Annotated in this window: 1 protein-coding gene; it reads left to right on the forward strand. The window is 45.1% G+C overall.

Going from position 1 to position 226, the window contains the following annotated elements; translation table 11 throughout:
- On the forward strand, positions 1-226 hold a 226-nt coding region (locus tag I5349_RS14225), incomplete at both ends, for a hypothetical protein (protein WP_226391412.1).

Below are 226 nucleotides of genomic sequence, written 5' to 3' on the forward strand. Positions count from 1 at the left end.
GGTGTGTATACCTTGACTTACCGTTTGACGGATAACATAGATGCAGCGAATACAGATGATGCAACGGTGACAGTGACAGTGACTGCGGCAGCTATTGATGCAGTTGATGATGATGTCACAGGTATCAATGGTAAGGACGAGAACCTAGCCGTAGTTAATGTATTAGCTAATGACAGACTTAACGGAGTTGCTGTCAACCCAGCAGATGTAACGCTCAGTAGAACCT

Source organism: Penaeicola halotolerans (assembly GCF_016464625.1).
GTDB classification, from domain to species: domain Bacteria; phylum Bacteroidota; class Bacteroidia; order Cytophagales; family Cyclobacteriaceae; genus Penaeicola; species Penaeicola halotolerans.